The following is an 18,303-nucleotide window of genomic DNA, read 5'->3' on the forward strand; positions in this document are numbered from 1 at the left end:
TTACCGGAGTTGACGGCATTTAACCGGAGTTGACCGGGTGATCCGGGTTCAGAGTCCGGCCACCTTGGCCGTCGCCGAGATCTCGTAGACCAGGGTGACGGTGCGTCGGCCGCCCGGCGGCAGGGTGAGCTGCCAGTGGACGATGCCGTCGGGGTCGGGGCCGGAAGGGGCGGGGGAGCAGAGGTCGGTGCGCAGCCGGACCTCCACCGCGGCGACCTCGGAGACCGGGATCCGCTCCCGGACGGTGACCGGCCGGTCGGTGTGCTCGTCCGGGCCGGTGAAGCGGGACAGGTGCAGGCGGACCGTCCGGGTCTGCACGGTGCGGGAGGACAGGGCGCCCGCGCTGCTCCGGGCCTCCTCGGTCTCCCGGAGCACCCGGTAGGCGTCGGAGCTGCCGAAGGAGAGCTCGGCGGGGGCGCCCGGGGCGGTGAACTCCAGCTCGGCGCGGCCGGTGAAGCCGCTGCCCAGCACCAGGTCGACCGGACCGGCCAGCAGGGCGTGGCCGGCCGTGTTGCTGAACCGGGCCACCCGGGTGACCAGCGGGGAGAGCTCGGGGGCGCAGCGGTACTCGCTGGTGGCCGGGGCGGTGAAGGTGGTCAGCGGCACCCGGTGCGGGCGCCCGTCGCTCGGCACCCGGGCCGGGGACGGCGCCCGCAGCACCCGGACCTCGCCGCCGTCGTCCACCCCGGGCAGGCCGTCGGCGGCCGGGCCGGTGGAGCCGATCTCCTGCTCGCGGAGCTCGACCTCGACGGTCTTGCGCTCCTCGGTGGTGCGCGGACGGAGCGTCAGCACGTCCTCGGTGAGCCGGGGCGGTTCGCCCGCGAGGGCGGAGCGGGCGGTGGAGAGGGTGAGCCGGACGTCGGACCAGTCCTCGCCGGTGCGCTGCCAGATCACCGCGCCGGTCTCCAGGGTGAGGGCGCCGTCCTCGGCCAGGGTGGCCCGGTAGGCGGGGCGCCAGAGGGCGCACGGGGTGAGGTGGCTGACGGTGAGCCGGCCGGGGCCGCCGGGGGTGTCGACGGTCAGCTCCAGGAAGCCGAGCAGTTCGGCCGGCGCCGGCTCGGTCAGCTCCACCGCCGCCTCGGCCCGGAGCAGTTCGTCCTCGACGGTGATCAGCCGGGCGTCGGTGGCGCGCAGCCGCTCGCCGTACGTCTCGCGCTCGGCGTCCACCCGGTCCAGCTCGCGGGACCAGCGGGCGGGCTCGGTCTCGCCCTGCCCGGCGCCCTCGGCGATCTCCCGGAGCAGGTCGGTGGCCAGCTGGGCGAGCAGGGCGAGTCGGGCGGTCAGCCGGAGCCGTTCGGCGCCGAGCCCGGCCTGCTCCTGCTCCAGCTTGTGCACCCGGTGCCGGAGTTCGGAGTCGCCCTCGCCGGGCGGCGTCGGGGCGGGCGGGGTCCAGACCCGGGTGATCCGGGTGTCCAGCACGCTGCCGGTGGAGAGTTCGGCCCGCAGCGTGAGGTCGGCGGCCAGTGCGGTGACCGGGCCGAAGCGCAGCCGCTGGACGCCCGGGGCGAGGTCGAGCTCGGCCGAGCGTTCGACCAGGGCCCGGTCCTCCAGGCAGGTGACGGCCGTGACGGGGAGCGGGGTGGTGGCAGTGGTCATCGGTCAGTTCCTCCGGTCTCCGCCGTGCAGGGTCTGGGCGGCCGGGATGCGGATCTCGTAGCCGCCGTCCAGTTCGGCCCGGCCGTGGGCGGGCAGCTCGACCCGGCGGAGCCGGGTGCCGGGCGGGCAGTCCTCGGACGGTTCGTCAGGGGCGGACCAGCCCGGGCGCTCCTGGATCCGGACGTCCGGCTCGGCGGTCACCGGCACCCGCTCGCGGACCTCGACGGTGACCGCCTCGGCCAGCCGGTTGGCCAGCTCCAGGTGCACCCGGTGGTCGAGCACCAGGGTGTTGTTGCGCAGGCCCGCCGTCGACTCGTGCAGCTCGGTCCGCCGGGCCACCCGGACGCCTTCGGCCACCCCGAGCCCGAGCCGCCCGGTGGCGCCGGGGGCCAGCGTGGGCAGGCCGGCGGTCCGCAGGAAGTCGCCGTCCACCGTGACCTCGACCGGCCCGGCCAGCAGCGCCCGGTCGGTGGAGTTGGTGAGCAGCAGGGTGCCGTAGACGGTCTCCTCGACCGAGGGCACGCAGACGTACTCCGGGGTCACCGAGAGCGGGATCCCGCCGATGGTGACGGTGTGCCAGCCACCGTCCGAGGGCAGGTCGACCGGGGCGGCGGTGTCGAACCGCTGGTCGAAGGAGCCGGCCGAGCGGCGCGGCGGCACGGCGTGCGGGGGGAGCGGGCCGGTGAGTTCGTGGCCGGCCCGGTGCTGGGACGGGGCGGGGGTCAGCTGTCCCCGGCCCGGGCCACCCGGACCTTGCAGGGTCAGCGCGGCGTAGTCCAGCCAGCCGGCGCCCGGGTGCGGCGGGGCGGGCTCCGGGGGCGGGCCGGACGGTGCCGGGGCGAACGAGGCCATGGCGGCCATCGGCGCGGCCGGCGGGGCCGGTGCGGGGGCACCGCCGTAGCCCGGCGCGCCGCCGTGGACGACGGGCGCCCCGCCGCCGTAGCCCTGCGCGGCGCTGCCCGGGGCCTGCGGGAGGACGTCCCGGGCCGACCCGGCCCGGGCGCGCAGCGGTGACACGCTCTTGCGGTGCCGCACCCCGTCGTCCTCGGCCCTCGCGGCGACGGGCGCGCTCCCGCCCACCCAACGGGACGGCGGCACCGGGCGCGGCTCCGCCGTGTCGTACCCCGCGAACAGCTCGTCGAGCCCGGGCGGGGCCTCCCGCCAGCCGGACGGGGCCGGGGCGGCCTGGCGGCGGCCGATCCGGACCGACTGCAGCCGGGGCAGGTCGGTCCGGCGCTGCAGGTCGGCGGTGGAGAGGGCGAGGCGGACGCCCGTCCAGTCCTCACCGGTCGCCTGTGCCACCGAGGCCCGCAGCACCAGCTGTCCGCCGGGGTCGCCCTGACGGTGGCTCAGCCGGTAGGTGGGCACCCAGCGGGCGCCGGGGACGCCGTACTCCAGCTCCAGGTCCACCGGGCCGCCCGCCGGGCCGTCGGCGGTCAGCGTGAGCAGGACGGTCGCGGTGGTCGCGGTCGGGGCGGTGTGCTCGGTGTCGGGCGCCGAGTCCAGCCGGTCCTGGGCGAGCTGGAGGGTGTGCTCGGCGAGCTTGCACTGCTCGGTCAGCCGGGCCGCGTCGGCCTGCAGCCCGGTCAGCCGGGCGGTCACGAAGTCGGCCAGCTCCAGCCAGGCGTCGGCCGGGGTGCGGCGGTGCGGCTCCTCCCGGCGGCGGGGCGGCGGGACGGCGCGCAGCGCGGTCAGCTCGGCGATCCGCTCCTCGGCCCGGCGCGCGCGGGCCCGGGCGGCGTCGTACTCCTGCCGGGCCAGGTCGCAGGCGCGGCGCAGCTCGGGGGTCCGGTCGGGGGAGCGGAGTTCGGCCGCGTACTCGACCCGGGCCTCGGTCACCCGCCAGCCGGCGCCCCGGACGGTGACCCGGACCGACGACGGGTCCAGGGTCAGGGGCAGCCCGGTCAGCCGGAGCCGTCCGTCCGCCGGGACCGCCCCGTGCGCCCGCCGTCGGCAGAGCGCCCCGGTGGCGTACACCACCACCTCGTCCAGTACCGACTCCACTCGGACCCCTTCCGCCTGCCTGGTCAGCGCGGCCCAGTCTGCCCCGGTCGCCGGGCGCTGTCAGGGGTTTTCCCGCCCCGCGCGTCGGCCGGGCCTGGCGGGCACCGTCACCCGGTTGGGTTCCGAGGGTCGCCGGGAGCCCGGAGGTGTCCAAGGCTTGGCCCCAACTGACCGCTGCTACCTGGAGGTTCCGCGTGACCGTCTCCGCCGATCTCGACAAGCTGCTCGACAAGGCCTACGAGAACCTGACCCTGACCGAAGTCCTGGACGCCCCGGTGGCGGCCATCGCCGGTCTCACCGACGCCCACGGCGAGGCGCTCGCCGCGCTGAAGATCAAGACCATCGGCGACCTGGGCCGGAACAAGCACGTCCGGGCCGCCGTCGCGCTCGCGGACCTGGGCGACCGGGCGAAGTGACCTCGGGGCGCGGCCTGCGGGTCGCGCCCCCGTGGCCGGGCCCCGCCGTGAGGCGTCGGGCCCGGCCGGTGCGTCCGGACGACGGGCCGGACCTGACACCATCCGGACGGTGGCCGCCGTCGGGGCCTCCCGTGCGAGAGGATTGCCCCGACCCTGGCCCTACCGCCTTCAGGAGACGCACCCGTCATGCGCACAGTCGCCGTAGTCGGCACCGGACTGATCGGCACCTCCGCCGCGCTCGCCCTGACGGGGCGTGGGCTGCACGTCTATCTGGAGGACGCCGACCCGGACGCGGCCCGGACGGCGGCGTCGCTCGGGGCGGGCACCACCGAGCCGCCGGAGGGCCCGGTGGACCTGGCGATCATCGCGGTGCCGCCCGCACTGGTCGGGAAGGTGCTGGCGGACTGTCAGCGCCGGGGCCTGGCGCGCTGGTACACCGACGTGGCCAGCGTGAAGGAAGGCCCCCGGGCCGAGGTGGCCGCGCTCGGCTGCGACACCGTGAACTACATCGGCAGCCACCCGATGGCGGGCCGGGAGCGCTCCGGGCCGCTGGCGGCCCGGGCCGACCTGTTCGAGGGGCGCCCGTGGGTGCTCACCCCGACGGCGGACACCGACACCGAGACGCTGAACGCGGCGCTGGAGCTGGTCGCGCTCTGCGGCGCGATGCCGATCGTGATGGACTCCGCCGCGCACGACCGCGCGGTCGCGCTGGTCTCGCACGCGCCGCAGCTGTTCTCCTCGCTGGTGGCCGCCCGGCTGGAGCACGCGGACGAGACCGCCATAAGGCTCTCCGGCCAGGGCGTCCGGGACGTCACCCGGATCGCCGCCTCCAACCCCGCGATGTGGGTCGACATCCTGTCGGCCAACGCCGGCGTGGTGGCCGAGATCCTGGAGGAGCTGGCGGGCGACCTGACCGAGACGGTCGGCGCGCTGCGGGCCATGCAGGCCGGCGACGAGAGCGAGCGGCGGGCCGGTGCGGCGGGCATCGAGGCCGTGATGCGCCGGGGCAACACCGGCCAGGCCCGGATCCCGGGCAAGCACGGCGCCCCGCCCACCCGGTACGAGACGGTCGCTGTGGTGCTGGGCGACCAGCCGGGCGAGCTGGGGCGCCTGTTCGGCGAGGTCGGCGCGCTCGGGGTGAACATCGAGGACGTGGTCATCGAGCACTCGTCCGGACAGCAGGTCGGCTTCGTCCAGCTCGCGGTGGCACCGTCGGCGGTCAAGCGGCTCATCGTCGCGCTACGGGCGCAGGGCTGGAGCGTCCGGGACTGACCCGTCGTCAGCCGGCCCGGCTCAGAGCGAGCTGAGGAACTCCCGCACCGCGGCCGTGAAGCCGACCGGGTCGATCTCGTGCACGAAGTGGTCGGTCTCCAGGCTGACCAGCCGGGTGCCCGGTCGGCGGTCGGCCATCGCGTCGGCCAGCTCCTGGGACAGGCAGGGGAACTTGCTGCCGCGCACCAGCAGGGCGGGGCAGTCGCTGCCGAGCCAGTCGGACCAGTGGTCGCCGCGCACCAGCTCCTCGGAGCGCACGGTGTCCGCCGGGTGGAACGGCAGCCGCCAGCCGCCGAACGGGAGCTCGCGGAGCCGGTCGCCGACCATCGGGGCCAGCGGGCCGAGCGCGCTGACCAGCTCCTCCCGGGTCGGAGCCGTCCACGGCATCTTCAGCACGAAGGACAGCGGGCTCGGCCCGGTCGGCAGCTCGGCCGGGCCTTCCTCGTTGATCAGGGCGCTGACCAGCTCCGGGTGCCGGGCCGCCAGCTGGTACGCGGTGATCCCGCCGCCGGAGTGGCCGAGCACCGGGACCGGGCCGAGGTCGAGATGGTGCAGCAGCGCCACCAGGTCCGCCAGGTAGCCCTCCCGGCTGTACTCGTCGGCGCGGTCCGAGTCACCGTGCCCGCGCTGGTCCGGCGCGATCACCCGCCACTCCGGGCCCAGCTGCTGCGCCACCGCGGCGAAGCTGAGGCCCTCCGAGACGTGCCCGTGCAGGGCGAGCAGCGGCCGGCCCGTACCGCCGAAGTCGAGGTAGGACAGGCGGCGGCCCGCGAGATCCAGCTCGATGCGGGTGGGGGCGGTGGTGGTCTCGATCACGGTCATGGGCATGGTGTGGCTCCTCCTCGATCGGCCTCGGGCGACTCCAACTCTAGGGGAGATACATACGTTTGTCCAAGACTCTTGTACAAGACCTCCGTCTAATACAAACGTATTGATTTGCGGGGGTCAGCCCCAGCAGGGAACCGGGGGTCAGCCGGCTGGACGGGCCGCGGCGCAGGTGCTGGAGTGGTCGGCCACCACCTCGCCGACCACCGGGACGGCCGCCACCTGGGGGGAGCAGACGGCGCTGGCGGTGAGACTCCAGCCGGCGGGGGCCTGGGCGACGTCCCCGATGGTGTTGTTGCTCGCGGCATGGCCGGGGGCGGCGGCGCCGGTCAGGGCGGCGAGGGCGAGGGCCGCTCCGGTGATCGTTCGCTTCATGGCCGGTCCAACGAGAACGGGGGCCGACGGTCACTGGCGCGGGACCACGGCGCGGGTCGACTAACCTTGGGGGAGTTCCTGCCCAGATTCAGTAGAGAGGTTCGCGCCGTGGACACTGCCGACCGAGGAGGAGTCCCGGTCGTCGTCGCCATCGACGGACCTTCCGGCTCCGGCAAGTCGACCGTCTCCCGGGCGGTCGCCGCCCGGCTCGGGCTGAGCTTCCTGGACACCGGCGCGATGTACCGCGCGATGACCTGGTGGATGCTGGCCAACGGGGTCGACGTCACCGACGCCGACGCGGTGGCCGTCGCCTGCGGCAAGCCGGTGATCGTCTCCGGCACCGACGCGGCCGGGCCGACCATCACGGTGGACGGCCAGGACGTCTCCGGACCGATCCGCGGCCAGCAGGTCACCTCGCAGGTGAGCGCCGTCGCCGCGGTCCCGCAGGTGCGGGCCCGGCTGGTCGAGCTCCAGCGCGGCTGCGCCGGAGTGGCCGAGCGCGGCATCGTCGCCGAGGGCCGGGACATGGGCTCGGTGGTGTTCCCGGACGCCACCGTCAAGGTCTTCCTGACCGCCTCGGAGACCGCGCGCGCCGAGCGCCGGGCCACCGAGCTGCGGGCCAAGGGCCTGGACGAGGCGACCATCACCGCGATGGCCGCCGATCTGGCCCGCCGGGACGCGGCCGACTCCAACCGGGCGACCGCCCCGCTCACCCAGGCCGCCGACGCGGTCCTGGTGGACACCAGCGAGCTGACGCTGGAGCAGGTGATCGACACCATCTCCGGCCTGGTCGAGCAGCGGGCCGGGCTCTCCGCGGTCTGACGACCGCCCACACTCTCGCGTCCGCCGGAACGAACCGGCGGCTCGCACCGCGCTGCCCCCCGGGGCAGGTACGCACGGCGCATCCCTGGGAAGGGACGGGCCGGGAAACGGAAGTACACAAGCATGACGAACGACACCAACGGCGCGCTGGACGACGCCGACTACGCGGAGTTCCTGGCGCTCGCCGCCGAGGAGGGCTTCGAGGGCGAGGACCTCGACGGCCTGAACGAGGGCCCGATGCCGGTGCTGGCCGTGGTCGGCCGCCCGAACGTCGGCAAGTCGACCCTGGTCAACCGCATCATCGGCCGCCGTGAGGCGGTCGTCGAGGACAAGCCCGGCGTCACCCGGGACCGGGTCAGCTACGAGGCGACCTGGAACGGCCGCCGGTTCAAGGTGCTGGACACCGGTGGCTGGGAGATCGACGTCCTGGGCCTGGACGCGATGGTGGCCGCGCAGGCCGAGCTCGGCATCGAGACCGCCGACGCGGTGCTCTTCGTGGTGGACGCCAACGTCGGCGCCACCGACACCGACGAGGCCCTGATCAAGATCATCCGGCGGGCCGGCAAGCCCACCGTGCTGTGCGCCAACAAGGTGGACGGCCAGTCCACCGAGGTCGAGGCCACCTACCTCTGGTCGCTCGGCCTGGGCGAGCCCTACCCCGTCTCGGCCCTGCACGGCCGCGGCTCCGGTGACCTGCTGGACGCCGTGATGGCCGCGCTGCCGGACGCCCCGCCGCAGACCTTCGGCGTCCCGACCGGCGGCCCCCGCCGGGTGGCGCTGATCGGCCGGCCGAACGTCGGCAAGTCCAGCCTGCTCAACAAGGTCGCCGGCGAGGAGCGGGTGGTCGTCAACGAGCTGGCCGGCACCACTCGTGACCCGGTCGACGAGATGATCGAACTCGGCGGCAAGACCTGGAAGTTCGTCGACACCGCCGGTATCCGCCGCCGGGTGCACCTGACCGCGGGCGCGGACTTCTACGCCTCGCTGCGCACCTCCGCCGCGCTGGAGAAGGCCGAGGTCGCGGTGGTCCTGGTGGACGCCAGCGAGACCCTCGCCGAGCAGGACACCCGGATCATCACGATGGCCGTCGAGGCCGGCCGGGCCGTGGTGATCGCGTACAACAAGTGGGACCAGATCGACGAAGAGCGCCGCTATTACCTCGAGCGCGAGATCGAGAAGGACCTGGTCCAGGTCCAGTGGGCGCCCCGGGTCAACGTCTCGGCGAAGACCGGCCGCCACATGGAGAAGCTCGTCCCGGCGATCGAGACCGCGCTGGCCGGCTGGGAGACCCGGATCTCCACCGCCCGCCTGAACGCCTTCCTCGGCGAGCTGGTGGCCGGTCACCCGCACCCGGTCCGCGGTGGCAAGCAGCCGCGCATCCTGTTCGGCACCCAGGCCGGCGTCAAGCCGCCGCGGTTCGTGCTGTTCGCCTCCGGCTTCCTGGAGGCCGGATACCGCCGCTTCGTCGAGCGCCGCCTGCGGGAGGAGTTCGGGTTCGTCGGGACGCCGATCTCGATCTCCGTGCGAGTGCGGGAGAAGCGCAAGCGCACCAAGTAGGTCATCACACGACGAAGGGGCCGGGCGGCGTTCGCCCGGCCCCTTCGTCGTGCCTCAGTACCCGGCCGGGGGCAGCGAGAGCATGCTGCGGTGGCGGCCGCCGACCGCCGGGGAGAGGTAGCCGGTGGCCACCCAGCCCTGGCCGGTGGCGGGGCTGCTGGACTGGGCCGGCATGAACTGCGGGGTGCCCTGCGCGTGACCCGGGTAGGTGTGGAACGTCTGCTGCTGCGGCGGGTACTGCTCGGCCCGCCCGGCGGCGTACGGGTCACGGGTGGCGAACCCGGTGAAGCGCAGGTCCTCCTCGCCGGTCCGGTCGCCGGGCAGGGCCCGGAAGAGACGGCGGTACTCCGAGTACAACGCGTCGTAGATCGGCGTCGGCGAGGTGGGGTTCTCCGCGTCGTACGACGGGCGCATACCCGGGATGGGACGGCTCGTGGGCTGGCGGTGGGCGGCGGCGACCTCGTAGCTGTACACGTAGGACCCAACGAGTGAGAGCGGCAGGAGATGCGGGGGCACTCCGTGCGGCTTGGGGCCGGGGCGCTGCTTCTGGCGCCAGGGGCTCTTCTGATGTGCGGTGCTCAGCCCGCTACGGAGTCAGGGGCTCGGGGAACTGCGACGCCGGCCTCGTACAAGGTCACCGTTGCGTGGGTGGTCAGGCACTTTCGCAGTGACCCGCACGCCAGATCTCCTCGCAGTTCCCCGAGCCCCTGAACCGTAGATGCCCGAGCACCTGCCAAAAGTGCAGCCCCGAGCGCCTGCCGAAGGTGCAGCCCCGGGCCCGGGGGCGGGCGGCTCAGGTGCCGGCGAGGGGGAGGGAGGCGGCGACCAGGAGACCGCGGGCGGTGGCGCGGTCGAGAGCCTGGCGGAGCAGGTCCTCGCGGGGCTGGCGGCCGATGGTCCCGGCCGGGGCGGCGTACATGGTGACGGCGGAGAGCTGGCGGGCGGCGGAGCGCCAGGCTTCGGTGACCTGGAGCGGCTGGTGGGCCTGCCACCAGGCGGCGTTGGTGCCGGTCGGGGTGGGGTGCAGGATCGCGTGCAGCTGGCCCATCGCCATCAGCACCGACCAGCCGGGCAGCTGGGCGGGGGCCTTGTTGACGTCCTCGACGAACTGGAAGCCCTGCTCGGTGAGCAGGTCGAGGAACTCGTCCTCGCCGGTGGTGTTGCCGGGGCGGCCGACCGGGCCGGTCGGCTCGATCACCAGGGCGGCGTGCCCGGTGTCGCCGCAGAGCACCAGGCCGCAGGTGATGCCGAGGACGGCGGGCTGGCCGGTGCTGGAGACCGAGGGCTGCCCGGCCACCGGGGCGGCCGGTGCGGCCGGGGCCGGGACGGGCGCAGGGGCCTGGGCCTGGCTGATGCTGCGGACGGCGCCGGCCAGCTGCTCCTCGGAGACCGGGACCACCTGGGAGGGGATGCAGCGGGAGTGGGCGAAGGCGAGCACCGCCGTCTCGTCGGCGACGAAGAGCACCGTGCTGGTGGCCTCCCGGCTGGAGTCGCCGGGGGTTCGGCAGGAGGTGCAGTCGTAGCTGTCGGGCGCGTGGGCGCCGGCGAGCAGACTGTCTGCCTCGTCGTCACCGATTTCGGCGCGGACCTCGTCGCTGACTTCGAGCATGCGCGGCACGGGGGGCTCCTCGGTTGGTCGTGGGGGTGGCGCGGGCACGCCCGATCGCCATTACCAACGGGCCGTTGTGGCTGCGGTCACGGGTCCGAGTGATCGTGACGGGATTTGCCCCGAATCCGACTGCGCCACGTAGAGCAGAGGTCACAATCTGTCGACATTGTGCGCGAGCTCACAGGGCGCAGAATGTGACCCAGGCCACCCGGAGCAGAGGTTTGATCATGGAATGGGGGTCCAAAACGGACATTCACCCCACATTTACTTGATCTTTACTGCCGGTAACAGGCGGCTGAGCTGGGTAAACCCGAAAACGTTTGGAGCCTGTCGATCCGGCTCGTAGCTTCGTAACCAGTGCAACGAGCACTACCCGGGTTCACCTCCCGGTGCACGGCCCCCGGTTCCCACCGGTGCGGCAGGTGCCCACCAGCGTGACTCGCCCTCAGGGCGGCGCAGGTGTGCGGGAGGTTGCCGGGGCGGCGCGCACGTTGATTCCCAGACGTGCACGGCCGTCTTGCGGACGCGGCAGACGAAATCACGCTCTTCCAGGGCTTGGTTCCGCATGCCTGCCCGGGATTGTCGAGAGGATACTCATGACCTTCCGTAACGAGACCGCCGCTGCCACCACCGCCGTCAAGCGCAACCGCGTTCGGCTGGCTGTCATGGGCGGCGTCATCGCCGCCCTGCCCGTGGCCGGCCTCGTCACGGCCAACTCGGCCTCCGCCGCCTCGGTCTCCACCTGGGACCAGGTCGCGCAGTGCGAGTCCACCGGTGACTGGAGCATTGCCAACGGCAACGGCTTCTACGGTGGCCTGCAGTTCACCTCCAGCACGTGGGCCGCCTTCGGCGGTACCTCCTACGCCCCGCAGGCCAACCAGGCCACCAAGGCCCAGCAGATCGCGGTCGCCGAGAAGGTGCTCGCCTCGCAGGGCCCCGGCGCCTGGCCGGTCTGCTCCGTCAAGGCCGGTCTGACCAAGGGCGGCGCCGCTGCCGACGTCGACACTTCGGCGAGCAGCAGCAACTCCTCCTCCAACAAGGCCTCGCGCTCCGAGACCCGTGCCCAGGCGCCGAAGAGCACCCCCACGGTCGCCCCGAAGACCGAGACCAAGGCCGCCGCGGCCCCCAAGGCCGAGGTCAAGGCCGCCGCGCCGAAGGCCGAGACCAAGGCCGCCGCCCCCAAGGCGGAGACCAAGGCCCCGTCGGCTCCGGCCAAGTCCAACGGTGGCAACTACACCATCAAGAGCGGCGACACCCTGAGCAAGATCGCCGCCGACAAGGGCCTGGACTGGAAGACGGTCTACAGCAACAACGCCTCCGTCCTCGGTGGCAACCCGGACCTGATCTTCCCGGGTCAGGTCATCTCGCTCTGATCACCGCCCGACGCTCAGTGAGCTGAGCAGACAGCGCATCGGCAACGGCCGCCCGCTCCCTCGTGGAGCGGGCGGCCGTGGTGCGTCGTCGTCCGGACGGACCGGCCGTGGTGCCGAGGGGCCGGGGCCGTGCCTTCATGAGGCCATGCGACCGATACTGCTGCCGACCCTCGCCACCGCCCTGCTCACCGCCGCTGCGCTCGTCCCCGGCGTGCTGCCCGCCGCCGCGGCGAACTCCGTCCCGGACACCACCTGGGAGCGGCTGGCCCGCTGCGAGAGCGACGGCGACTGGCACGCCGACACCGGCAACGGCTACTACGGCGGTCTGCAGATCTGGCCGCCGAGCTGGCAGGAGGCGGGCGGGCTCCGGTTCGCCGACCGGCCGGACCGGGCACCGCGCCGGCACCAGATCACCGTGGCCGAGGAGATCCGCCGTGAGCAGGGCTGGGAGGCGTGGGGGCACTGCGCCCGGGAGCTCGGTCTGCTCCGCTGACCCGCCCGGCGGGCTGCCAGGATGGGAGCCATGGAACTCTTCCCGCGCGAGCGGGCCGACCCGGCGCCCGGCGTGGTGCACCTGCCGGACTGGCTGAGCCCCGCCGAGCAGCACGACCTGGTCGCGGCCTGCCGGGAGTGGGCCAGGCCGCCGGCCGGGATGCGGACGGTACGGATGCCGAACGGCGGCGAGATGTCGGTCCGCTCGCTCTCGCTGGGCTGGCACTGGTACCCGTACCGCTACGTCCGGACGGTGGCGGACGGCGACGGTTCGCCGGTCAAGCCGTTCCCGCCGGTGCTGGGGGAGCTGGCCCGGCGGGCGCTGGCCGACGCGTACGGCCCCGAGCCGACCGGCATCGCGGGCACGGCCGACTACCGGCCGGACATCGGGGTGGTGAACCACTACGCGCACGGCGCGCAGATGGGCCTGCACCAGGACAAGGACGAGCGGTCCGACGCGCCGGTGGTCTCGCTCTCGCTCGGTGACAGCTGCGTGTTCCGGCTGGGCAACACCGAGACCAGGACCAGGCCGTGGACCGACCTCGAACTCCGCAGCGGTGACCTGCTGGTCTTCGGCGGCCCGATGCGGTTCGCCTACCACGGCGTGCCGCGCACCCACCCCGGGACGGCCGATCCGGCCCTCGGTCTGGTCGGCCGGCTGAACCTCACGATCCGTCAGTCCGGCCTGGTTTAGTCCCGGGTCGGTGACGGTTCGGCGGCCGGGATCGCGAGCGGAGGCTCACGTTCACTAGGGTGTCGCCGACAGTTGACCGAGTGCGGCCGATTCGTGGGGGCGAAACCTTGTCATCGCAACTGAACGTGGATCCAGCGGAGCTGGACAGCGCGGCCAAGGTGGTCACCGACCTCAGCGGCGACCTCAGGCCGGTCTCGGACCGGGCGGTCAAGGACGCCGACGAGGCGTCCTCCTCCACCGCCGGCTGGTCGGTCTCCGCCCAGTTGGGCCAGATCGCTGACAGCTGGCGCACCGCGCTGACCGGCCTGCACCGGTCGATGGACGGCAACGCGGACGCACTCCGCAGCACGGCCGCGCAGCACCGGAACAACGAGCAGTTGGTCGCCTCCTCGATGAAGGTGGGCTAACGCGATGGCCGGCAGCTACGCGCTTCTGATGAAGCAGAACTTCGGTGACCTGGAGGCCGCCGCAGCCTCCTGGCGCAAGCTCGGCGAGGGCAGCGGCGAGGCGCAGTCCCGCCATCGCGGCCAGGTGAGCGGTGCGCTGCGCCGGTCCGGCTGGGCGGGCGACGACGCCGACGCGGCGTACGGGAAGCTGGAGCGGGCCGAGGAGCAGCTCGGCATCGTGAACGCCGAGGCGATGGCGATCGCGGTCACCATCGACACCGTGCACCAGCGGATGTCCGCCGCCCAGCAGGAGCTGCGGTCCGCCGTCTCGGAGGCGGAGAGCAACAACTACCAGGTGGACGACGACGGTTGGGTCACCGGGCCGCAGCTGGACCCGGTGGCGCGGCACGACCCGGACGCCCAGGAGATCAACCGTCAGCAGAACGCCCGGCTGGGCGAGTTCAGGCAGCGGATCGAGGACGCGGTGCGCAAGGCCGAGCAGGCCAGCGCCGACGGGGCGGCCTCGCTGGGCCAGTTGAACGGTGACGTGGTCAACGCGGACAGCGCAAAGGCGCAGGCGGAGGTCGCCACCGACGGGGCCGGGATGCGGTCCTCGCTCGGGCTGGCCTCGGTGGTGCCGAACAACGACAACCCGGCTGACAACGCCAAGTGGTGGAACTCGCTGACCCAGCAGCAGCAGCGCGAGTACCTGGCGCTCTACCCGGCCGAGGTCGGCAACCGCAACGGCATCCCGAGCCACGTCCGGGACGTCGCCAACCGGGCCCAGCTGGAGCAGCAGTTGGACCTGGCCAGGAACGACACCTCCGAGGACGGCCGAAAGCGGCTCGGGGCACTGCAGAAGCTCCGCGACCGGCTGGAGTCGGAGGACCGTGACCCCAAGGGCCCCGAGGTGCTGCTGCTCGGGCTCGACCCGGAGGACGACGGCCAGGCCATCGTGGCCTTCGGCAACCCGGACACCGCGAAGAACACCGCCGTCTACATCCCGGGCACCACGGCCGAGTTGGACGGGATCGGCGGCGACCTGAACCGGATGAAGGACCTGCAGGCGGCGTCGGACCAGTACGGCAGGCCCGGGGACACCGCCACGATCATGTGGCTGGGCTACGACGCGCCCGACTCGGTGGTGAAGGACGCCCCCTTCGACAACTACGCGGAGGACGGTGCTCCCAAGCTGGACCGCTACGTGGACAGCCTCGGCGTCACGCACGACGGCGGGCCGCGCCACACCTCGGTGATCGGCCACAGCTATGGTTCGGTCGTGGTCGGAGAAGCGGCGAAGAACGGGAACGGCCTGGCGGCGGACGACATCATCGTCGCGGGCAGTCCGGGCATGCACGTCCAGCACGCCAAGGACCTGAACATCGACCCGAAGCACGTCTGGGCGGCCGAGGCGGACGGCGACCCGGTCCCGGAACTCGGGGTGCTCAAGCACGGCCGGGGCGGCTGGTTCGACTTCCCCAACACGCCGACCTCGGACGACTTCGGTGCCAACCGGATCACCACCGACGGGAACCACGGCCACAGCGAGTACTGGAACAACAACGGCAAGCCGCACAGTGCGTTGGGCAACCAGGCCGCGATCATCACCGGCAACTACGACAAGGTCGGCCTGGAGAATTGAGCATCCTGACGAGACTCCGGACGGTGGCCGCCGCCGTCCTGGTACTGACCCTGCTGACTTCCTGCGGGCCCACCGCGGACTCCACGAAGGACACGTCGTTGCGCATCGCCACCGAGGACCAGATCCGGGCCGAGCTCAAGCAGGCCTCCGACCGGGCGTACCAGGCCCTGGGGGTGAAGGGCCGGCTCGGCCAGAGCGAGGCGGTCAACTTCTCCGGCTGCGAGGACCACGGTGGATCCAAGGACGCTCGGGACGCCATCCACTTCTGGCAGGTGGACGATCTTGACCCGGTGGAGCTGAACCCGGCGGTCGAGCGTCTGCAGAAGTGGCTCAAGGACGAGGGCTGGGGCGGTCTCGGTGATCAGTGGGACGCGAACAGGGTGGACCACGAGGTCTGGGGCAAGAACCCGGAGAAGACCGTCGCGGTGTGGGCGCAGTCGTTCCGCCCGATGAATCGGATCATCTTCCGGGTCAGCGCCGCCTGCTTCCAGCCGCCGGCTTCGTGAGGCAGATCACACACCCGGTGATACCGGGGCAATTTCGGTAACGGTGCGGGTTTCGTTGCGCCGGTGATCATGACATGTGCCTGCGATGTCAAGGCAATAGCCCGTCAATGCCAGGCAATCCAGGGTAAATCCTTGAATAAACCCGCATGATCCATGTCACGGTTCGTCACCTGCAAGCCCCTGAGCTGCGGAAACAGTTCAACGTACGGTTCGAGCATGGTTCAGCTCGACTCCCGCCCGAAGGCCGCCGGTCCGGCGGCCGGAGCGGACGCCAAGGACGGCGTCCGCTCCAAGGGCCTCAACAGCAACTCGGTCGGCCTGCTCGGGAACTCCGTCATCGGCGTCTCGACGGTGGCCCCGGTCTACTGCCTGACCACCACGCTCGGCACCACGGTGGCGGCGGTCGGGCTGCAGATGCCCGCGCTCTTCCTGGCCGGCTTCCTGCCGATGATGCTGGTGGCGTTCGCCTACCGGGAACTCAACAAGGCCGTCCCCGACAGCGGCACCTCGTTCACCTGGACCGTCAAGGCCTTCGGGCCGCACGTCGGCTGGATGTGCGGCTGGGGCCTGGTGGTGGCCACCATCATCGTGCTGTCGAACCTCGCCGGGGTGGCCACGGAGTACTTCTACCTGCTGCTCGGGGAGGTCACCGGCAGCGAGTGGATCACCGGACTGAACGACGACAAGCTGGTCCACGTGCTGACCTGCCTGGCGCTGATCGCGGTCGCCACCGCGATCAGCTACCGGGGGATGACCGCCACCAAGGGCGTCCAGTACGCCCTGGTCGGGTTGCAGCTCTCGGTGCTCGGCCTCTTCGCGGTGATGGCGATCGCCAAGGCGGTCACCGGTGACGCGCCGGGTGCGCTGGACTTCTCCTGGACCTGGCTCGACCCGTTCCAGGCCAGCTCGTTCAAGTCCTTCGTGGCCGGGCTCTCGCTCTCGCTCTTCATGTACTGGGGCTGGGACGCCTGCCTGAGCGCCAACGAGGAGACCGGCGGCAGCGAGAAGACCCCGGGCCGGGCCGCGCTGCTGGCGATGGCCGTGCTGGTCGGCTCCTACCTGTTCACCGCCGTCGCCGTGCAGATGTACGCCGGCGTCGGCGACACCGGCACGGGGCTGGGCAACCCGGAGACCTCCTCGAACGTCTTCGCCGCGCTGGCCGGCCCGGTGATGGGCCCGACGCTGGGCATCCTGCTGTTCGTCGCGGTGCTCGCCTCGGCCGCCGCGAGCCTGCAGACCACCTTCATCCCGGTCAGCCGGACGGTGCTGGCGATGAGCGTCTACGAGGCACTGCCGCCGTCCTTCACCGAGGTCAACGAGAAGTACCGGACCCCGGGCCGGGCCATCGTCACGGCGGGTGTCGGGACCGGCGTCTTCTACACCGTGATGACCCTGATCAGCGAGCACGTCCTCGCGGACACCATCGCCGCGCTGACCCTGATGATCTGCTTCTACTACTCGCTGACCGCGTTCGCCTGCGCCTGGTACTTCCGTCGGGACTTCACCCGCTCGGTCCGGGACGCGCTGCTGAAGGTGGTCTTCCCGCTGCTCGGCGGGCTGACCCTGGCCGGCATCTTCGGGCAGAGCCTGCGCGACATGGTCGACCCCGCCTACGGCCAGGGCAGCTCGGTGTTCGGCATCGGCTCGGTCTTCGTGATCGGGGTCGGCGTGCTGGCCCTCGGCCTGCTGGTGATGGCCGTGATGACCCGGCGCAGCCCGGCGTTCTTCCGGGGCGAGGTGCTGACCCGGGAGACCCCGGCGCTGGTGCTGCCGGAGTAGGCACGGAGCAGGCACGGAGGAGGCGGCCACCCCGACCGGGGCGGCCGCCTCCGGCGTACCGTCAGACGTCCGTCAGCGGTGGCATCTCGCCCTCGGTGGTGTCCGGGTCGATCACCGAGAAGTTGGCGCCCTGCGGGTCCGTCAGGCCGGCGAACCGGCCGAACGGGCTGGTCATCGGGCCGAACCGGAGCTCGGCGCCGAGCCCGGTGGCGGTGGCCACCGCCGCGTCGCAGTCCGGCACCGCGAAGTAGACGTTGACGAACGACGGCACCTCGGCCGGGAACTCCTGGCCCATCGCCATCCGACCGAGCGCCGGGCGGTCGGCCACGCTGTACGTCCGGAAGTCGACGTTGGCGTCGTTCACCTGCTGCGCCGTGTACGGGAAGACCGCAGGGTAGAAGGTGTCCACCTTCGCCGGCTCACGGGTGAAGACCTCGGCCCAGCAGTACGCACCGGGCTCCTCGCGCTTCTCGAAGCCCTCGTGCTGCCCGCCCTGCCAGACGCCGAAGACGGCGCCGCCCGGGTCGGCCGCGAGCAGCATCGAGCCGAAGTCACCGACCTGCATCGGGTCCATCAGTACCGTGCCGCCGTTCGCCGTGATCTTCGCCGCGGTGGCCTTCGCGTCGGGCGAGGCGAGGTACAGGCACCAGGCCGACTGGCCCTCCGCCCCCGGCATCGGCGGGACCACGGCCGCCACCGCCTTGCCGTCGGAGTAGGCCTGGGTGTAGTTGCCGAACTCGGACGAGGCCTCGCCGAACGTCCAGCCCAGCACCTCGCCGTAGAAGGACTTGGCGCCCTCGACGTCGGCGAACATCGCGTCGGCCCAGCACGGGGTTCCCTCGGCGTACGCAGTCATGATGATGACCCTTCCCTGCCCGGAGAGTTGTCCTGGGCGTCACCCTAACCACGGCTGCCGACACCCGCGCGGGCTGCTGCTCCGGGCGGCCGGGCCGGC

18 protein-coding genes are annotated in these 18,303 nt (G+C 72.7%); 11 read left to right on the forward strand and 7 right to left on the reverse strand.

All coding sequences use genetic code 11. The annotated features are described in order from the left end of the window. Positions 1 to 48: 48 nt before the first annotated feature. Together ACIRPK_RS22855 and ACIRPK_RS22860 are read right to left on the reverse strand one after the other, a co-directional pair. On the reverse strand, positions 49 to 1,596 hold the full coding sequence (locus ACIRPK_RS22855; protein ID WP_403041123.1) for a DUF4139 domain-containing protein: 1,548 nt from the start codon (positions 1,594 to 1,596) through the stop codon (positions 49 to 51). A 3-nt stretch (positions 1,597 to 1,599) separates the two neighbouring features. After that, a complete protein-coding gene (locus ACIRPK_RS22860) occupies positions 1,600 to 3,600 on the reverse strand; it encodes a DUF4139 domain-containing protein (RefSeq protein ID WP_403041124.1) in 2,001 nt (666 codons plus the stop codon). 194 nt (positions 3,601 to 3,794) lie between these two features. Here ACIRPK_RS22860 and ACIRPK_RS22865 point away from each other — a divergent pair, with 194 nt between their 5' ends. Both ACIRPK_RS22865 and ACIRPK_RS22870 read left to right on the forward strand, forming a co-directional pair. Next, positions 3,795 to 4,016 carry a hypothetical protein gene (locus tag ACIRPK_RS22865; protein WP_403041125.1) on the forward strand — a complete coding sequence of 74 codons (222 nt, stop codon included), beginning with the start codon at positions 3,795 to 3,797 and terminating at the stop codon, positions 4,014 to 4,016. Positions 4,017 to 4,202: 186 nt separating this feature from the next. Then, on the forward strand, positions 4,203 to 5,288 hold the full coding sequence (locus ACIRPK_RS22870; protein ID WP_403041126.1) for a prephenate dehydrogenase: 1,086 nt from the start codon (positions 4,203 to 4,205) through the stop codon (positions 5,286 to 5,288). A 21-nt stretch (positions 5,289 to 5,309) separates the two neighbouring features. Here the strand turns inward: ACIRPK_RS22870 and ACIRPK_RS22875 are convergent, their stop codons facing one another. Both ACIRPK_RS22875 and ACIRPK_RS22880 read right to left on the reverse strand, forming a co-directional pair. After that, on the reverse strand, positions 5,310 to 6,116 hold the full coding sequence (locus tag ACIRPK_RS22875) for an alpha/beta fold hydrolase (RefSeq protein WP_403041127.1): 807 nt from the start codon (positions 6,114 to 6,116) through the stop codon (positions 5,310 to 5,312). Between the two features lie 141 nt (positions 6,117 to 6,257). After that, the gene (locus ACIRPK_RS22880; RefSeq protein WP_403041128.1) at positions 6,258 to 6,488 is read right to left on the reverse strand and encodes a hypothetical protein; all 231 of its coding nucleotides are present in this window, start codon (positions 6,486 to 6,488) and stop codon (positions 6,258 to 6,260) included. Positions 6,489 to 6,596: 108 nt separating this feature from the next. Here ACIRPK_RS22880 and cmk point away from each other — a divergent pair, with 108 nt between their 5' ends. Both cmk and der read left to right on the forward strand, forming a co-directional pair. Then, positions 6,597 to 7,310 carry a (d)CMP kinase gene (gene cmk, locus ACIRPK_RS22885; protein ID WP_403041129.1) on the forward strand — a complete coding sequence of 238 codons (714 nt, stop codon included), beginning with the start codon at positions 6,597 to 6,599 and terminating at the stop codon, positions 7,308 to 7,310. A gap of 123 nt (positions 7,311 to 7,433) precedes the next feature. Beyond that, complete coding sequence (gene der / locus ACIRPK_RS22890) at positions 7,434 to 8,867, forward strand: ribosome biogenesis GTPase Der (RefSeq protein WP_403041130.1); 1,434 nt, start codon at positions 7,434 to 7,436, stop codon at positions 8,865 to 8,867. 54 nt (positions 8,868 to 8,921) lie between these two features. On the opposite strand, the gene ACIRPK_RS22895 is transcribed toward der, so the two are convergent. Together ACIRPK_RS22895 and ACIRPK_RS22900 are read right to left on the reverse strand one after the other, a co-directional pair. After that, a complete protein-coding gene (locus ACIRPK_RS22895; protein ID WP_403041131.1) occupies positions 8,922 to 9,281 on the reverse strand; it encodes a hypothetical protein in 360 nt (119 codons plus the stop codon). A gap of 379 nt (positions 9,282 to 9,660) precedes the next feature. After that, complete coding sequence (locus ACIRPK_RS22900; protein ID WP_403041132.1) at positions 9,661 to 10,485, reverse strand: hypothetical protein; 825 nt, start codon at positions 10,483 to 10,485, stop codon at positions 9,661 to 9,663. Positions 10,486 to 11,072: 587 nt separating this feature from the next. On the opposite strand from ACIRPK_RS22900, the gene ACIRPK_RS22905 reads away from it, so the two are divergent. The 7 genes from ACIRPK_RS22905 to ACIRPK_RS22935 all read left to right on the forward strand — a co-directional run bounded on the left by ACIRPK_RS22905 (position 11,073) and on the right by ACIRPK_RS22935 (position 17,348). Beyond that, positions 11,073 to 11,849, forward strand: a complete 777-nt coding sequence (locus tag ACIRPK_RS22905) for a transglycosylase family protein (RefSeq protein WP_403041133.1) — start codon at positions 11,073 to 11,075, stop codon at positions 11,847 to 11,849. A gap of 145 nt (positions 11,850 to 11,994) precedes the next feature. Then, a complete protein-coding gene (locus ACIRPK_RS22910) occupies positions 11,995 to 12,342 on the forward strand; it encodes a transglycosylase family protein (RefSeq protein WP_403041134.1) in 348 nt (115 codons plus the stop codon). Between the two features lie 30 nt (positions 12,343 to 12,372). Beyond that, the gene (locus tag ACIRPK_RS22915) at positions 12,373 to 13,035 is read left to right on the forward strand and encodes an alpha-ketoglutarate-dependent dioxygenase AlkB family protein (RefSeq protein WP_403041135.1); all 663 of its coding nucleotides are present in this window, start codon (positions 12,373 to 12,375) and stop codon (positions 13,033 to 13,035) included. Between the two features lie 125 nt (positions 13,036 to 13,160). Then, positions 13,161 to 13,442 (forward strand): hypothetical protein, encoded by a 282-nt coding sequence (locus tag ACIRPK_RS22920; RefSeq protein WP_403041136.1) that lies wholly within the window; start codon positions 13,161 to 13,163, stop codon positions 13,440 to 13,442. Between the two features lie 4 nt (positions 13,443 to 13,446). Next, positions 13,447 to 15,063, forward strand: coding sequence for an alpha/beta hydrolase (locus ACIRPK_RS22925; RefSeq protein ID WP_403041137.1), 1,617 nt, complete (start codon positions 13,447 to 13,449; stop codon positions 15,061 to 15,063). Continuing rightward, positions 15,060 to 15,569: a hypothetical protein gene (locus ACIRPK_RS22930; protein ID WP_403041138.1), complete on the forward strand. Its 510-nt coding sequence runs from the start codon at positions 15,060 to 15,062 to the stop codon at positions 15,567 to 15,569. The genes ACIRPK_RS22925 and ACIRPK_RS22930 overlap by 4 nt, the downstream gene beginning before the upstream one ends. Positions 15,570 to 15,785: 216 nt before the next feature. Next, the gene (locus ACIRPK_RS22935) at positions 15,786 to 17,348 is read left to right on the forward strand and encodes an APC family permease (protein WP_403041139.1); all 1,563 of its coding nucleotides are present in this window, start codon (positions 15,786 to 15,788) and stop codon (positions 17,346 to 17,348) included. Positions 17,349 to 17,409: 61 nt separating this feature from the next. On the opposite strand, the gene ACIRPK_RS22940 is transcribed toward ACIRPK_RS22935, so the two are convergent. Continuing rightward, the gene (locus ACIRPK_RS22940) at positions 17,410 to 18,204 is read right to left on the reverse strand and encodes a VOC family protein (protein ID WP_403041140.1); all 795 of its coding nucleotides are present in this window, start codon (positions 18,202 to 18,204) and stop codon (positions 17,410 to 17,412) included. Positions 18,205 to 18,303 lie beyond the last annotated feature (99 nt).

The sequence above is a fragment of the Kitasatospora sp. NPDC101801 genome (genome assembly GCF_044766665.1).
Lineage (GTDB): Bacteria > Actinomycetota > Actinomycetes > Streptomycetales > Streptomycetaceae > Kitasatospora.

Excerpts from the sequence above, each read along its gene's own strand:
- ACIRPK_RS22905 (WP_403041133.1), top strand. The coding sequence starts at position 11,073 with ATGACCTTCCGTAACGAGACCGCCGCTGCCACCACCGCCGTCAAGCGC.
- ACIRPK_RS22915 (WP_403041135.1), top strand. The coding sequence starts at position 12,373 with ATGGAACTCTTCCCGCGCGAGCGGGCCGACCCGGCGCCCGGCGTGGTG.
- ACIRPK_RS22910 (WP_403041134.1), top strand. The coding sequence starts at position 11,995 with ATGCGACCGATACTGCTGCCGACCCTCGCCACCGCCCTGCTCACCGCC.
- ACIRPK_RS22875 (WP_403041127.1), bottom strand. The coding sequence starts at position 6,116 with ATGCCCATGACCGTGATCGAGACCACCACCGCCCCCACCCGCATCGAG.
- ACIRPK_RS22880 (WP_403041128.1), bottom strand. The coding sequence starts at position 6,488 with ATGAAGCGAACGATCACCGGAGCGGCCCTCGCCCTCGCCGCCCTGACC.
- ACIRPK_RS22895 (WP_403041131.1), bottom strand. The coding sequence starts at position 9,281 with ATGCGCCCGTCGTACGACGCGGAGAACCCCACCTCGCCGACGCCGATC.
- ACIRPK_RS22940 (WP_403041140.1), bottom strand. The coding sequence starts at position 18,204 with ATGACTGCGTACGCCGAGGGAACCCCGTGCTGGGCCGACGCGATGTTC.
- ACIRPK_RS22935 (WP_403041139.1), top strand. The coding sequence starts at position 15,786 with ATGGTTCAGCTCGACTCCCGCCCGAAGGCCGCCGGTCCGGCGGCCGGA.
- ACIRPK_RS22870 (WP_403041126.1), top strand. The coding sequence starts at position 4,203 with ATGCGCACAGTCGCCGTAGTCGGCACCGGACTGATCGGCACCTCCGCC.
- ACIRPK_RS22925 (WP_403041137.1), top strand. The coding sequence starts at position 13,447 with ATGGCCGGCAGCTACGCGCTTCTGATGAAGCAGAACTTCGGTGACCTG.
- der (WP_403041130.1), top strand. The coding sequence starts at position 7,434 with ATGACGAACGACACCAACGGCGCGCTGGACGACGCCGACTACGCGGAG.
- ACIRPK_RS22855 (WP_403041123.1), bottom strand. The coding sequence starts at position 1,596 with ATGACCACTGCCACCACCCCGCTCCCCGTCACGGCCGTCACCTGCCTG.